The organism is Paenibacillus glycanilyticus (genome assembly GCF_030161375.1).
GTDB classification, from domain to species: domain Bacteria; phylum Bacillota; class Bacilli; order Paenibacillales; family Paenibacillaceae; genus Pristimantibacillus; species Pristimantibacillus glycanilyticus_B.
Genome location: NZ_BSSQ01000014.1, coordinates 219,502 through 234,551 on the forward strand (window position 1 = coordinate 219,502; position 15,050 = coordinate 234,551).

A 15,050-nucleotide genomic window follows, 5' to 3' on the forward strand; every position below is an offset into this window, starting at 1 on the left:
ATCAACTGCCCATATGTAACAAAAAAAGCCTTAACAGCACAATGGCTGCCAAGGCTTTGCCTTTAAGTTACCGCGTAATAAAAAGGAACAATTACTAATGAAAGCAACACGGCGACAAGGCCAATTGCCATCGCCCACCCGCCAAGCGCCCTAGCTCCCTGGCGATATGCGATAAAGCCGAGTACGGCAGAAGTGATGCCAAGTACAACCGGCCACAAAAACCAAGACGCTGCAGCGAATACAAGCGCTACCCAACCAAGTGCGGTTCCGCCTGCTTCCACTTCCGCTACGGCTTCTTCAATGCTGCTCTCTTCTCTTGGCACGTAAGATACCGGTGCTCCGACAGCGAAATCCGCCGCCATTTCCTCGTGGACGTTGCCTACATTGTTTTCATTCGCCCATTCTTCCACTTTCCCGCCATTTAAATCCGGCATTGCATTGGGAGCAGATACTTCGTATTGCGGATAATCATTTTTGTGACGATCGGTAATTTTGACGCCCCGTTGATCCATTCCCCGTCACTCCTTCGGTTTAAAAGTGTGGCAGCAGGTAGCGGATGACTCTGTTGCTTGATCCTGGTGGTTCAGTCCGAGTTCGTCTGCTGCAAATTCCGCGTTAAAATCCGCATGCTGATCGATATCGATGGAAATGGCATTCGCGTTGCAATTGTTGCCTTCCTTCCAGAAAGCGCAGTTGGAAACGCTGCAAGTTACGCCTGTCGGCATAAAAAAATCACCTCCGTTATCAAGTTTCCCTGATCGAAAGTGATTCATTCCGCCCTATTTTTGCCCCTGCATACGGCGCTGGGTCATGTAATCATTCTCATAATACGCAAGCTCATCGCGCAGCTCTTCGTAGATCTTGGAGACGCTGAGGACGATATCGCGCGCTTCGCGAACGGGTTTAAACCGGAAGCGGATGGCATCTTGTCCAGTATAAGCATAACGACCGTCTTCCGAATAACATTCATTCTTCGGATAGAAGAAGGCGTTCACGCATTGATGATAAACATCGTAAAGGGCGCGCTCTGCAAAATCGTTATCGAAATTTGGCCGTCTGAGCAATACTCCCAGCTTCTCAACCGAGACTTCAGAGAATACCAATAAATGTCTCAAATCGGACAAAAGGCCTTTGTAAAACGTTTGTGCTTCATCACCAGTCTCCTCGCCGATTAATTGGTTCAGCGAATACTGGTTAAGAAACGATTCCAATTGATTAATTGCATCTTTTAACTTTGTACGCGATGTTTCACTAAGCGACTTCGCATTGGTCGATGGCATAGGTAGTTCCCCTTTCTTCTACTACAACAAAAAACTAAAGCACCGACAATATGATACCACAAATTGCTTAGTTATGGTACTAGCGTTTCAGACTTGCCAGGCGCATATTTTACGCCTTACGATGAGCAACCTATCCAATAGTGTGACAACTACGCCGGCAAGCGATGGAGGGACATTGAAATCATGAACGCAAAAAAATGGGTTGGATTATGTGCCATAATAGCACTGGTTGCCATTGTTGTACCTGGTACGCGTTATATCTTCACGGATCGGCAAGCACCAAATTCCGAGGTCAGGAACTTCTCGGCCGAGCAGGAAAAAACGCTCAAAGTAAAAACCTTGAACAAAGATATGGATGCCACCGCATTGTTATGTACAACCGAATGCGGCAAGGAATTCCATAAACTGATGGCAAGCGGAACAGATAAGGGAACCATGAAAGCCCAGTCGGATCATGTTGCCCATATGATGAACATGCACAAACATATGGTGTACATTAGCTGGATTAACGGCGAACGCAGCGTGGACCGCGGCGCCCTTCCGGATCCTACGGCTGCCAAACAGGTTGCCGAAGCTAAAGAAAAAGTAAAAGCGGGCCAATCTTTTCAATCCAAGCCTTTTGTTAGCGAGACGGGAAGCCGTTACATGGTGCTTGGCGTTCCAAGCGGCAAAAACAACGGTATTGGCGTGGTTGGCGTCATCAATCAGGATATCGTCATGCAGGTGGAACGCCATCAAAAACGGAATCTGCGCCTTGTTCCTTATCCGGCTGAAGGCAACTACCGCATCGAATCCGTTGAACCAAACAGCAATCGCGAAACAACGGTTCATGACGGCGAAGACAACGGCAATGCCAGCCATTATCATGTGCGAGATGTCGTTGTTCATTTCCAAGATAAGCTGTCAAAACAACAGTTAGAACAAATCAAGAGCAAAATAAATGCGCAAAATATCCAAAAAATCGGCGACACTTACGTGTTCCGTTCCAAGGATATGGATGCGGACAAAATGGTTCATTATTTCCAAAAATCTTGGAAAACAGAATACGTGGAGCCGCATTATTTGTACCTTACGAATGCGAAGGCTAGCGACGATGCAGACATTATCAAGCCAAACGACGCTCTCTATTCCCAGTACCAATGGAACCTCCCTTCAATCGAGACCGAAAAAGGCTGGAATTTATCGAAGGGCAGTGACAAAGTTATCGTCGCAATACTCGATACCGGCGTGCAGGCCGATCATCCTGATCTGAAAGGCAAGCTTATGGACGGCACCAACATTGTGGATACCAATGCCGCCCCTAATGACGATGTAGGCCACGGCACTCATGTCGCGGGTATTATCGGAGCTTCCGTTAATAACGGCGAAGGCGTGGCGGGTATCTCCTGGTATAACAAAATCATGCCGGTTAAGGTTCTGGACAGCAGCGGCGCAGGTTCAACCTATTCCGTTGCCCAAGGGATCATCTGGGCCACCGATCATGGCGCCAAAGTCATCAACATGAGTCTCGGCAACTATGCGCAAGCGGAATTCCTGCATGACGCGATCAAGTATGCTTACGATCATGATGTAGTAATGGTGGCCGCTAGCGGTAACGACAATACGGATCGGCCCGGTTATCCGGCGGCTTACCCGGAGGTATTTGCCGTCGCGGCAACGGATTCGGCCAATAATAAAGCATCTTTTTCTAATTATGGCGATTACATCGATGTTGCAGCGCCTGGCGACAGCATTGCCAGCACGTATCCGGGCAGCCAATATGCCGCATTGTCCGGCACATCAATGGCTAGTCCGCATGTTGCGGCCTTGGCTGGCTTGATCCGTTCGATTAATCCTGACTTGAACAACGAAGAAGTCATGGATATTATGCGCAATTCCTCGATTGACCTTGGCAATAAAGGCAAAGATAACTATTACGGCTACGGTTTAATTGACGTCGACAAAGCACTGAAGGCGGCTTCCAACTACACAACCGCTCTTCAGAACTATCCTAACCAGACAGAGCGCCGTTTAGAAGCAATTAGCCGGCAGTATAACGCAGAATAAGAATTCAGCAACCTCAGGTATTTCGCTGGGGATGCTTTTTATTTATCCACTATCGTTGATCCATGTTGCATGGAATACAGTATAATTACCGCTATTAGCTAAAAAAAGAAACTATACTGCACGAAATGCAGTGTGTTCGGCAATATTGAGCCCCTACGATCTCAACTCGCCGATTATGCTGCATTCTCTACAGTGTATGTCCTCTTCAAGGGACAATTCCTTAATTTTCCCTGTATACCGTGCAGCGTAGCTAAAGCATTAAAACCTTTCGTAGTTGCTCTTTCGGTTTTCGCTCTTTAGGTTTTCGCTCTTTAGGTTTTCGCTCTTCTCTTCGGGTTTTCGCTCTTCTCTTCGGGTTTTCGCGCTCTTTCGGTTTTCGCGCTCTTTAGGTTTTCAGCAGCTTTTTAAGCTGCCCCGAGCGGCATAGCCACGCGAGGGAATCCCGGTTGGAGTAACACAAATAAGCATCCTTGGCAGGAGCCAAAGGATGCTTATTTGTTGTCGTGCAGGAAAGGTGTTGGCAACAAGGAGGAGGAGAGTAAAGGGATATCTGTTTCGGTCGCCTTTGTCGGAACGACAACAGCGATAGAAATAGATATCCCTTACACGACGACGACGCCCATCAGCCAATAATAAAAACATCAAACTTTCCGCACAAACAACAAAAAAGCCTCCCGGCGAATGCCAGGAGGCGTAATTTGTTGTTCGTTGCGGAAAGTTTGCCGTAAGCCGGGTTCTGTACTTCAGAGTGGTATTAACGGGAACGACCCTCCCACGAAGAAGCGACAATCATCTATCTAGGCCATCCATTGCTGAACAGCTCAAGCAACCAACCCGAACGAGCCTCGGGCTAAGGCTGCAGCTCGAAGCTGCTACGTTCTCTCGGTCTTGCTCCAAGTGGGGTTTACCAGGAATATAGTCACCTATACTCCTCGTGGTCTCTTACACCACGGTTCCACCCTTGCCTGTGCCGGCGTTAAGCCGGCCATCGGCGGTCCATTTCTGTGGCACTATCCTTCAGCTCGCGCTGACTGGACGTTATCCAGCACCCTGCCCTGTGGAGCCCGGACTTTCCTCTCGCGGCAACAAGGCCGCCAGCGATTGTCTGTCAAACTTTCCGATGCACGAATAAGTATACAAGGATTTTTACAAAAGCTCAACCTGTTTTATACAGCCAATTGCTACACAAACCGGAATGGTTCCGTATTTATGGTGGAATAAACAGCTTTTGTATCAAACTTCCGTCCCGCAAGTTGTTCGTTCAGCCAATCGGCTACGCGTTGCTTCATAATTTTCTCGACGTTATGACCCGGGTCAATAATAGACAAACCATCCGCCAACGCATCATGTGCCGTATGATAGTCTACATCGCCGGTAATCAAAACATCTGCTCCGGCAAACTGGGCATGACGGGTATATCGGCCGCCGGAGCCGCCTAAGACGGCAGCTTTCTTGATTATGCGGGCAGGATCTCCGACAACGCGAACATAAGGAACTTCAAATACTTCCTTCACTTTTTCCGCCATTTCGCCGAGCGTAACGGGGGTCTCCAGCTTACCGCTGCGGCCAAGTCCGAAGGAACGGCCTTTCAAATCCACCGCATACAAATCATAGGCAACTTCTTCGTACGGATGCGCCTTCAACATCGCTTGCACCGCTTTTCGGTGGACGCTGTGCGGAACAATCACTTCAACGCGTACTTCTTTTGTTTTTTCCAATTGCCCCGGTTTGCCGATAAAAGGATTCGTGCCATCGCCGGGAAGGAATGTACCGGTACCTTCGATATTAAAGCTGCAATGGCTGTAATTGCCGATATGGCCTGCACCCGCCTGGAACATGGCCTGAAGGACTTTCTCATGGTGGCCCTCAGGCACGAAAACAACCAATTTATACAACTTATCGGTATGTACTTCTTCAAGGCATTGGCGACCTTCTGATTTTATTCCGACCAGATCCGCCATCCAATCGTTAATGCCGCCGTCCGCGACATCAAGATTCGTATGCGAAATATAAACGGCGATATCGTTTTTGAGCAGCTTTTCGTACAATCTGCCTGCCGGAGTCGAGGTATCAAGCTTTGCCAGAGGACGATAGATAATCGCATGATGCGCAATGATTAGCTCCGCTCCTGCCGCAATGGCTTCATCTACAACTTCATCTGTAACGTCCAGCGCTACGACAATTTTTCGGATTTCCTTGTTTAAAGTACCAAGCTGCAGCCCAATTTTGTCATTCTCGACCGCGTAATGCTTAGGCGCAAGCTGCTCCATTATTTGGATGACGGTTTGCCCGTTTGCAAACATTGAAGCACCTCCTCAATTACATTCATCTCATCACGGAACTGCTGTTTTTTCTGCTCAGCTTGATCCGATTGGGACATTTGGGTAACAATCCTGCTCATTTTCTCAAGCTCAAGCTTCCATTTTTTGAAAAAAACCTCTTGAGGAGCACGAAGCAAATGAGGACCCATTTTCTCCAGTATCGCAGCTCCCTTGTCTTTATAGGTCGGCAACGTCAGGAATGATGCTTCGTACACTCCTTCATTCCGTTTCTTCGCTTCATCCTCTTCATATTTGAACGCATGAAGCACTTCGTATATTTTATCGTCTTCCTCCAGAATGGTCTCTTCTGCAAGGAACCAACCGCGCTTCAGCAGCCAACTGCGAACAAACTCCTCGCCTACGTTTGGCTGAAGGACAAGCTCCTTGACGCCATTCAGCTTCCCGGCTAAATAGCCTTCCTCCAAGATGCTGCTCATGAGACTCCCGCCCATGCCGGCAATCGTAACCGTGTCGGCTTCTCCAGGCTCCAGAACGGACAAACCGTCACCGCGACGAACCTGCAATTTGGTAGTTAGTCCGGCATCAGCCGTTTGTCTGCGTGCCGCCTCATAAGGGCCGGGATTCAATTCGCCCGCGATTGCGGTTGGAACGCGTCCCGATTGAATTAAATAAACAGGCAATAAAGCATGATCAGAACCAATATCGGCTACGCGCGAGCCGGGCGATACGTAATCTGCAATCGCCTGAAGACGTTTCGATAATTTCAACATTAAGCAACCCACACCATCCATTGTTTTCGCATATAGAACAATAAACCACCGCCAGCCGCAATTTTTGCAAGCAGTTGAAGCTGCAGCAGCAGAAAGACCGGTTCCTTCCAAACGATCATCTCATATAATTCCGGCATAAACCACAAAATGGCGCATGCCGCAAACAATACCATTGCAGTAGGCTTGGACCAACGATGGACAAACCAACTTCCCCAACCAAATAGCGCCGCAAGCGGCAACCAATAAAGCTGCGACTCATACCAAGCCGGCGAACTCGTTAATTTCGCGAGCAGCCATGCATATACCATTATTCCCGCCAGCCAACCGCAAAAATGCAGCAACTGAATTTTTGATGTTATGCCGTACACAACCCAGAATAATGCGCAACCACCAAGCACGGCGGCCTTCCAACTCCACTCATTCCAATCGTGCAGGTCTAATATGTATAAGCCTGAACCGAGCATAAGAAGCATCCCTACACCCGTAACGGCAAGCCCGGCAGCCTCATGACGACGGCGAAGACGGGCGCCGTACCACAACAAACCAAGAACGCCGGCAACCGAAACCCCAATTTGCAATAGCGGGTGAAAAACGTTAAAATAAAGCACAACAAAGGAAATAAAGGTAAAAAATCCAAATGTAAGAAGCCAATGCTTGCCGGAAGCATGTTGGACGGCCATTACCGCTTTGGTGATCGAATGACTGGATTCACGTCTTGTTTCCCGTTCATGATCCATATACAAGTTAAGCAGAAAATCACAATATTGATCAGGCAGCAGTTTGCTTCTGCTCCAATGTTCAATTTCTCTAACGATAATCTGTCGTCGCTCTTCATTCATAAGCCTTATGTTGTCCTCTCAAGTAAGATGACGTTAGGTTCAATAGGAAAAAAAGACCTTGCTGCAAGGAGCAGAAAGGTCGGTATCAACTAGCCTATTCTAAGAAATCTTTAAGTCGTTTGCTTCGGCTTGGGTGACGAAGTTTGCGCAAAGCCTTCGCTTCGATCTGACGAATCCGTTCACGGGTAACGCCAAATACTTTGCCCACCTCTTCGAGAGTACGAGTACGACCGTCGTCGAGTCCGAAACGCAGACGCAGAACATTCTCTTCGCGTTCAGTCAGCGTATCAAGTACATCCTCCAGCTGTTCCTTCAGCAGCTCGTAAGCTGCTGCATCGGCAGGAGCCAGAGCTTCCTGGTCTTCGATGAAATCGCCCAAATGCGAATCGTCTTCTTCACCAATTGGTGTTTCCAGCGATACCGGCTCTTGTGCAATCTTCATGATTTCTCTGACTTTATCGGTGCTTAGTTCCATCTCCGCCGCAATTTCTTCAGGGGTTGGTTCGCGCCCGAGCTCTTGAAGGAGCTGTCTCGAAACCCGGATCAGTTTGTTGATGGTCTCAACCATATGAACCGGAATCCGGATTGTGCGGGCTTGGTCCGCAATAGCGCGCGTAATCGCCTGGCGAATCCACCATGTTGCATACGTACTGAATTTGAAGCCTTTTTGATGATCAAACTTCTCAACCGCTTTAATAAGACCCATGTTGCCTTCTTGAATCAAGTCAAGGAACAACATGCCGCGGCCTACGTAACGTTTGGCTATACTGACAACGAGACGAAGGTTAGCTTCAGCAAGTCTTCGCTTTGCTTCCTCATCCCCATTCTCAATTCGTCTTGCCAGTTCGATTTCATCATCCGCCGACAGGAGCGGAACACGACCGATTTCCTTCAAATACATCCGTACAGGGTCATTAATTTTAATCCCCGGTGGCAGAGCCAGGTCATCGTCGAAGTTGAAATCGTCACTTTCACGATCGCGCTCAGTATCTTCTCCACGGTTAAGCGGATCGCGATCCTCATCTCTTTCGTTTAATACCTCAATACCCAAATCATCAAGCTGTTCGAAAAACTCATCGATTTGTTCGGGATCCTGATCAAACGGCGATAATTTCTCCATAATCTCTTTATAAGTTAAGGAGGCTCTTTTCTTCCCCTGTTCAATCAATTGTTCCTTCACTAAATCTAATTTTTGTTCGGCATCTAGTTCAGTATGCTGATCATTCGCCATATTCCGACTCCCTCCTCCCTAGAACCGATCGTCAAGTCGTACCTTTAAGCTGTCTCTCTAGGGTTATAATCTCACTTAACATTTGCGCGGCGAGCAGATGATCTCCGGCGCGTTCCGCCTGCATCATTTCTTCTTTTTTTCGGTCGATTTCCCGGTACCTAGGAACTTTGATAATGTCCTGAATATCGGCTTCCAAAATCGCATCGTTAAAAGGAAAATCTCCGTCCATCATCAGAATGGCTGCAGCCGTCCTCTCCAGACGTTCGTCTTGGAGCGAGGCGATAAACCTCCCTGCATCCGGATCAAAGCCCTGCGCGTAAAATGCGTATAAATAAGCAGCAAGCGCTGCGTGATCCTCAATATTGAACGCGTCCCCCAGCTTTTCATGGACAGTTTGCGCTACTTCATTGTCGCGCATCATCACATGAAGCAACCTCCGCTCTACATACGTATAGGCAGGCTGCAGCATAGGTGGCCCCGATCTTCGGCGATTTTCATTCCTACCATTATTCCACGAATTGTCGTTATTATCCCTTCCGGGTTTCTTTTTTTGCAATTCTTGATGCTTATTATGACAATCCTGCTTCAGTACCTCTAATGGGAAATTAAATTCGCGCGAAAGCTCTTGCAGATAAACTTCGCGTTCAATAGCCGAATCAAGCTCTGCCACAATTCCGGCGGCTTCAAGCAAGTAATTTTTCCGACCTTCTTCTTTTAGCAGTATATGGTTTTTTCTTGAATATATAAGCTTAAATTTTGTCGTAGTAGCAGGCTGGTCAATGATTTCGCGAAGATAAGAATCCGGACCGTATTCCGTAATATACTCATCCGGGTCCTTGCCTTTGGGCAGCATGGCCACCATCACTCTAAGTCCTGCTCCTTCAAGCATCGGAATGGATTTCATGGCAGCTGCTTGTCCAGCATCGTCGCCATCATAACAAACGACAATTTCATCAGCCTGACGGGCGAGAATCGTACAATGCTCTTCCGTCAAAGCCGTCCCCATTGTGGCTATTCCATTCTTTACGCCTGCACTCCAAGATTTAATAACATCCATATACCCTTCGAATAAAACAACTTGCTTGCTCTTCCGGATGGCAGGCCGCGCATGATGCAGATTGTAAATCGTTCGGCTTTTGGTAAACAACATCGTTTCAGGCGAGTTCAAATATTTCGGCTGGCCTTCACCGATAATACGACCCGCAAACGCGGTTACCTTGCCGTCCCGATCCCATATCGGAAACATAATGCGTCCCCGAAACCGGTCTACGTATCCGCTGCCGTCAGACTTGGCAGATAGAAGTCCGCCTTTCTCCATCAAGGAGGGATCGAAATTTCTTGCCGATAAAAACCGGCTTAGCGTGTCCCATTGCTCGGGAGCATAACCAATCATAAAATGATTAATCAGCTTGTCCCCAAGGCCCCGGTCGCGCAAATAATCTTTGGCTGCACGTCCATGCTGCGTGTTGTTCAACAAGTAATTGTACAACTTGGCAGTCAGCTCATGCGCTTCAAGAACGGCATTCCGCTCCGTATCGGCAGCTGTTGGCTTTGCGCCGTCCGGATTAGCCCAGGTAACCGGTATGCCCGCTTCTTCAGCAAGCACCCGAACCGCTTCTGGAAAAGTATAGCTTTCAATCTCTTCCACGAATCGGATGACGTTGCCTGTTTTGCCGCAGCCGTAACAGTGGAAAATCTGCAGTTCCGGCGTTACGGTAAACGATGGCGTCTTTTCGGAATGGAAGGGACAAAGCCCCTTCATATATTTGCCGTTCTTAGAGAGATGAACGTACTTGCTCACCGTATCTACGATGTCATGATGACGGCGTACCGCCTCAATAACGTCGTCCGGTATTTTAGCATAGCTCAATGTTCATCACCTTCATCTTAAATGACACGTAAATAATATTCGCTATATGTCATGTTTCTCCTGCAAGTTTGATAAAACTTTTGTCAACTTTTGTTGAAACCGCTCCCGATCGTCGCTATTCATTGCTTTTGGGCCTCTTGTTTTGCCTCCTGCGCGCCTTCTTTTTGCTAATTCATGACGTCTTTCCATCAAATAATCGATGTTCTCGTCCGAATATTGCTCACCGCGCGGAGACAGGACAATAGAACCTTTCCCGATGGCAATGCATGCGAGACCAAAATCCTGCGTAATGACAATATCGCCCTTGCTTATATGATTCACGATATACAAGTCGACGGATTGACTGCTCCGGTCGACCTGCACAACCGAAACCCCTTCCTGCGGCTCAAGTCGGTGGTCATAGGAAGAAACCATGACGACAGGTACGCGGAAGCTGCGTGCAGCTCGAGCAATTTCAGTCTTAACGGGACAAGCGTCGCCGTCGACGACGATTGTCGGCTCTTTTTGCATCAAACACGCATCACCGCTCATTTGTATATTTCATTTACCGTACTATTATATACGGCAAGACTTCAAAAAAATCCTTCATTTTGCGCTTATCCCCCGCGAAAATGCTCCATAATGAGGCTTGCTGTCTCCTCGACCGCGCGGTGGGAAACATCAATCACGACACATCCGATTTGTTTCATAATCGCTTCCGCGTATTCAAGTTCCTTCAGAATTCGATCCTCCGCCGCATAAGACGCGTTGTCCGGCAAGCCTAGTGCCTTAAGCCTCTCCTTGCGGATCGTGTTCAAATACGGTACCCCGATCGTCAGGCCGATGATCCGTTCAACCGGGACATTGAACAGCTCCTTCGGAGCTTTGATTTCCGGTACTAGCGGAATGTTTGCCACCTTAAACTTCTGATGCGCCAAATACATGGACAAAGGCGTCTTCGACGTTCGTGATACGCCAATCAGGACAATATCTGCTTTCAGAACGCCAGACGGGTCTTTCGCATCATCGTAACGAACCGCAAATTCGACAGCATCCACCTTGCGGAAATAATCCGCGTCAAGAACATGGTTTAGACCAGGCTCTTGACGTGAATGCCGGCCGGTTTGCCGTTCGAGACTTTCGATAAGCGAGCCCAGCAAATCAATAGCTTCGACTTCATGCTCCTTGGCCAGACTCTTCATCGCGTCGCGCAAATGAGGAATAACAAGCGTATAGAGCACGATTGCACCAGATAACTTGGCTTGCAGAACAAAGCGTTCCAAGGTCGGAACGTCCATGACAAACGGCGCGCGCCGAATGTCGGTCTGGACCGGATGGAACTGTGCCACCGCAGCTCTGACAACAAGCTCGCCGGTGTCTCCGGCAGCGTCAGATACAACGTAAATAATAACTTCAGCCGAACCTGCCATAATCATCATTCCTTCCTTCTATGGATTGACGACAAGGATACGGGCGACGAGTATGCCACTATTACCAGACCAGCTTCGAAAAGTCGGCGATCGCTGTAATATCGTCCGCGATAAGCGCCAAAGCGGCAAGACGGTTGTTGCGAACGGCGTCTTCCTTAGCCATTACCATGACGGAATCGAAATAAGCGTTAATGGCTTGCTTCAGCGAAGACAAATTCGCCAGTGCTGCCGCAATATCTCCTGCGGCGATTGCGCTGGCAACTGCCGGATGAGCTTGCTGCCATTGCTCGTAAAGCACGCCTTCAGCAGCTACTTCGAACAAAGCAGGATCTACGTTGCGCGATTCTGCCTTGGAAGCCAGATTGCAAACCCGGTTAAAGGCATCAATCGTTAGCTTGAATTCACTGCGCTCGTTGCCGGAAGCCAGTCCATTAATAAGCGCGGCACGTTCAACAGTTATACGCAGATCATTAAAGCCGGTTGCCATGACGGCATCCACGACGTCATAACGGTTAGCTTGCTCCGACAATACATTCTTCACGCGAAGAGCAAAGAAGTCGTTCAAGTCTTTACGGATTTCATCCGCGCCGCGTTTCATCCCGCGCGCGGCATGCACTTCAAGTGCTGCATCAAACAAATCGGACAGCTTCAGATCAATTCCTTGCGCCAAAATAATCTGAACAATACCCGATGCCTGACGGCGAAGCGCGTAAGGGTCTTGCGATCCCGTCGGAATAATGCCGATCGAGAAGCAACCGGCAATCGTATCCATTTTGTCAGCCAAGCTGACGATGGCCCCCGTAAGGGACGCCGGTGCACGGTCGCCTGCAAAACGAGGCTGGTAATGCTCGTTGATCGCTTTGGCTACAACTTCGCTCTCGCCTGCTTTGCGGGCATAATCCTCGCCCATAATGCCTTGCAGCTCTGGGAACTCGTATACCATTTGAGTTACAAGGTCAAATTTGCAAATATCCGCAGCGCGGCTTGCTGCTGCAGCCGTATCTGCGTCCACTCCTAGCTTCGAAGCAATCAGGTCGGCAGTTGCGCGGATTCTTCTAACCTTATCGGCTACCGAGCCAAGTTCCTCGTGGTATACGATATTTTCAAGCTTGGCAAGTGCGTCGTTGATCGCCAGCTTCTGATCTTCCTCGTAGAAGAATTTCGCATCGGACAGACGAGCCCGAAGTACCTTTTCGTTGCCTTTAGCCACGTTCTCAATCGAAGTACGGTCGCCGTTGCGCACCGTAACGAAGAATGGCTGCAATTGGCCTTCCGTATTTAATACAGGGAAGTAACGCTGATGCTCTCGCATCGAAGTGATCAGAACTTCTTGCGGGATATTCAAGAAGGCAGGATCGAAGGTCCCATATAATACGTTCGGATACTCAACGAGGAATAAGACCTCTTCGAGCAAATCTTCCTTAATTGCAATTTCCCAGCCTTTTTCCTTGGCGAGTTCTTCGATTTGAGCCACGATCAGCTTCTCGCGTTCTTCAACGTCTACGATGACTTGCTGCTCGCGCAAACGCTCTTTATAGTCCTCAGGAGAAGCTACAACGGTCTCTTCGCCAAGGAAACGATGGCCGCGGGACACATTGCCGCTCTTCACGTTTGTAATCTCAACCGGAATAATCTCTTGGCCAAACAAAGCGATAATCCACTTGATCGGTCGTACAAACTTCAGCTCGTAATTGCCCCAACGCATATTTTTCGGGAAGGACATCGATGTGATCAGATTCGTCAAACCTTCTGGGAGCACGGAAGCTGTATGCGTTCCTACGCTGCTTTTGTTCGCATATACGTACTCAACGCCAGCAAGCTCCTGGAAGAAGAATTGCTCCGGTTCAACGCCTTGGCTGCGCGCGAATCCAAGCGCTGCTTTGCTCCAATTGCCTTGGTCGTCAAGCGCGATTTTGCGGGATGGACCTTTAACCTGCTCATTTACATCTTCTTGCTTCTCTGCCACGCCTTTTACGTGCAAAGCAAGACGGCGCGGAGTTGCGTATACGTCAACTGCCTCGTAAGGAATACGCGAGTCATCGAACCATTTGACCGCTTTCTCTTTCAACTGATTCATCGCGCTGCGCACAAAACGGGCAGGCACTTCCTCAAGCCCAATCTCCAGCAACAAATCTTTAGCCATTGTTCTCCACTCCTTTCTTCAGCAGAGGGAATCCAAGACGTTCCCGCTCCTCCAGATATGTTGCCGCGCAGGCACGCGCCAGATTGCGGACGCGCATAATGTAACCGGTACGCTCCGTAACGCTGATTGCGCCGCGCGCGTCAAGCAAGTTGAACGTATGGGAGCATTTCAGTACGTAGTCGTACGCAGGGAAAACCAGTTTATGCTCCATCGTTTTTTTCGCTTCGGCCTCATACATGTTGAAGAGGGAGAACAGCATTTCCGAATCGGATGTTTCAAACGTATATTTGGAATGCTCAAACTCCGGCTGCAGGAACACGTCGCCATAAGTTACGCCGTTCACCCATTCCAGATCGAATACGTTTTCTTTCTCCTGAATGTACGAAGCAAGGCGCTCCATACCGTAAGTAATCTCAACCGCTACCGGATTCGCGTCGATGCCGCCAACCTGCTGGAAGTACGTGAATTGGGTAATTTCCATGCCGTTAAGCCATACTTCCCAGCCAAGCCCCCATGCCCCAAGCGTCGGCGATTCCCAGTTGTCTTCAACAAAACGGATATCGTGATGCTTCGGATCAATGCCAAGACGCTTCAAGCTTTCCAGATACAACTCCTGAATATTGTCCGGGGACGGCTTCAGAATAACTTGGAACTGGTGATGCTGGTATAAGCGGTTCGGATTCTCTCCGTAACGGCCGTCAGCAGGACGGCGGGATGGCTCTACGTAAGCCACGTTCCACGGCTCTGGGCCAATGGTACGGAGAAAAGTCATCGGGTTCATTGTTCCCGCGCCTTTTTCCACGTCGTACGGTTGTACTAGGATACAGTTTTGCTCTGCCCAAAATTGCTGCAGTGTCAATATCATGCCTTGAAAATTCATGACCTTTCGCTCCTTTATCAATAGTTTAGGCGGATCCGGGGATGCAAAAAAGCTCCCGTCTCTACGCCTGCTGCCAGACGTAGGGACGAGAGCTGACTCCCGCGGTTCCACCCTACTTGATTTCCGCTTAGCGCTGCTCGTTCCAGCAACGTGCGAAAATCCTCTTTTCGTTAACTGACTCCGGAGTGCCGTTTCGCATGTTTGGCCTGCCCGGGCTTCCACTATCCCCGAATCGCTAGCGCAAGGCATTAACTGCTACTTTCTCCATCACTGTCCTTATTCATATTCCCATATATTAAA

The 15,050-nt window shown here is 48.9% G+C and carries 13 protein-coding genes and 1 other RNA gene; 1 reads left to right on the top strand and 13 read right to left on the bottom strand.

From position 1 onward, the window contains the following. Positions 1 to 62: 62 nt before the first annotated feature. From QQK89_RS17475 to QQK89_RS17485, 3 genes are read right to left on the bottom strand one after another with little or no spacing between them, the layout of a single operon-like run. On the bottom strand, positions 63 to 512 hold the full coding sequence (locus QQK89_RS17475) for a hypothetical protein (RefSeq protein ID WP_284239920.1): 450 nt from the start codon (positions 510 to 512) through the stop codon (positions 63 to 65). A 6-nt stretch (positions 513 to 518) separates the two neighbouring features. After that, positions 519 to 725, bottom strand: a complete 207-nt coding sequence (locus tag QQK89_RS17480) for a DUF1540 domain-containing protein (RefSeq protein ID WP_284239921.1) — start codon at positions 723 to 725, stop codon at positions 519 to 521. 54 nt (positions 726 to 779) lie between these two features. Then, positions 780 to 1,280 (bottom strand): YpuI family protein, encoded by a 501-nt coding sequence (locus QQK89_RS17485; RefSeq protein ID WP_091188870.1) that lies wholly within the window; start codon positions 1,278 to 1,280, stop codon positions 780 to 782. Between the two features lie 183 nt (positions 1,281 to 1,463). On the opposite strand from QQK89_RS17485, the gene QQK89_RS17490 reads away from it, so the two are divergent. Then, positions 1,464 to 3,326, top strand: coding sequence for a S8 family peptidase (locus QQK89_RS17490; protein ID WP_284239922.1), 1,863 nt, complete (start codon positions 1,464 to 1,466; stop codon positions 3,324 to 3,326). A 710-nt stretch (positions 3,327 to 4,036) separates the two neighbouring features. On the opposite strand, the gene rnpB is transcribed toward QQK89_RS17490, so the two are convergent. The 10 genes from rnpB to glyQ form a co-directional block, all read right to left on the bottom strand. After that, positions 4,037 to 4,443: RNase P RNA component class A (rnpB, locus tag QQK89_RS17495), an RNA gene on the bottom strand. A gap of 64 nt (positions 4,444 to 4,507) precedes the next feature. After that, a complete protein-coding gene (locus QQK89_RS17500) occupies positions 4,508 to 5,629 on the bottom strand; it encodes a Nif3-like dinuclear metal center hexameric protein (protein ID WP_284239923.1) in 1,122 nt (373 codons plus the stop codon). Next, positions 5,596 to 6,378: a tRNA (adenine(22)-N(1))-methyltransferase gene (locus QQK89_RS17505; RefSeq protein WP_284239924.1), complete on the bottom strand. Its 783-nt coding sequence runs from the start codon at positions 6,376 to 6,378 to the stop codon at positions 5,596 to 5,598. The genes QQK89_RS17500 and QQK89_RS17505 overlap by 34 nt, the downstream gene beginning before the upstream one ends. Continuing rightward, the gene (locus QQK89_RS17510) at positions 6,378 to 7,217 is read right to left on the bottom strand and encodes a hypothetical protein (protein ID WP_284239925.1); all 840 of its coding nucleotides are present in this window, start codon (positions 7,215 to 7,217) and stop codon (positions 6,378 to 6,380) included. Before QQK89_RS17510 ends, QQK89_RS17505 begins: the two co-directional genes overlap by 1 nt. Before the next feature lie 94 nt (positions 7,218 to 7,311). Beyond that, positions 7,312 to 8,448, bottom strand: coding sequence for an RNA polymerase sigma factor RpoD (gene rpoD / locus QQK89_RS17515; protein ID WP_284239926.1), 1,137 nt, complete (start codon positions 8,446 to 8,448; stop codon positions 7,312 to 7,314). 31 nt (positions 8,449 to 8,479) lie between these two features. Then, the gene (gene dnaG / locus QQK89_RS17520; protein ID WP_284239927.1) at positions 8,480 to 10,318 is read right to left on the bottom strand and encodes a DNA primase; all 1,839 of its coding nucleotides are present in this window, start codon (positions 10,316 to 10,318) and stop codon (positions 8,480 to 8,482) included. Between the two features lie 42 nt (positions 10,319 to 10,360). After that, positions 10,361 to 10,828, bottom strand: a complete 468-nt coding sequence (locus QQK89_RS17525; protein ID WP_284239928.1) for a YaiI/YqxD family protein — start codon at positions 10,826 to 10,828, stop codon at positions 10,361 to 10,363. A gap of 86 nt (positions 10,829 to 10,914) precedes the next feature. Further along, positions 10,915 to 11,727 (bottom strand): pyruvate, water dikinase regulatory protein, encoded by an 813-nt coding sequence (locus QQK89_RS17530; protein WP_284240199.1) that lies wholly within the window; start codon positions 11,725 to 11,727, stop codon positions 10,915 to 10,917. A 61-nt stretch (positions 11,728 to 11,788) separates the two neighbouring features. Further along, positions 11,789 to 13,870, bottom strand: coding sequence for a glycine--tRNA ligase subunit beta (glyS, locus tag QQK89_RS17535; RefSeq protein ID WP_284239929.1), 2,082 nt, complete (start codon positions 13,868 to 13,870; stop codon positions 11,789 to 11,791). Further along, positions 13,863 to 14,750, bottom strand: coding sequence for a glycine--tRNA ligase subunit alpha (gene glyQ / locus QQK89_RS17540; protein ID WP_284239930.1), 888 nt, complete (start codon positions 14,748 to 14,750; stop codon positions 13,863 to 13,865). Before glyQ ends, glyS begins: the two co-directional genes overlap by 8 nt. Positions 14,751 to 15,050 lie beyond the last annotated feature (300 nt).